Source organism: Streptomyces sp. HSW2009, from assembly GCF_040240285.1.
In the GTDB taxonomy this organism is placed as follows: Bacteria; Actinomycetota; Actinomycetes; order Streptomycetales; family Streptomycetaceae; genus Streptomyces.
Map to the genome: position 1 here is coordinate 1 of NZ_JBEHZD010001276.1, position 244 is coordinate 244.

The 244-nt window shown below is 83.2% G+C and carries 1 pseudogene; it reads right to left on the minus strand.

Annotated elements, in window-relative coordinates:
- Positions 1-244: pseudogene (locus AAHZ94_RS35435) on the minus strand (hypothetical protein); the annotation flags it as partial.

The window sequence follows — 244 nt, forward strand, 5'->3', positions numbered from 1 at the left end:
CCCGTGCGGGCGTCGGTCGCGGCGATCAGGTCGCGGCCGAGCGGCCCGGTGTCGGTACGGCAGGGGGCGTACGCCGACGGGCGCGCGGCGCCGACGGGGTGCGGTCGGGCGCGGCCGAGCGCGGCGAGTGCGTACCCGCCGAGTGCGAGGGCCACGGTCGCGGCGGCCAGTGCGGGGACCGCGGCCGGCCCCGCGGCCGTCATCAGGAGTTCGACGGGACGGGCCCGCGCCCCCCCGCCCGGCC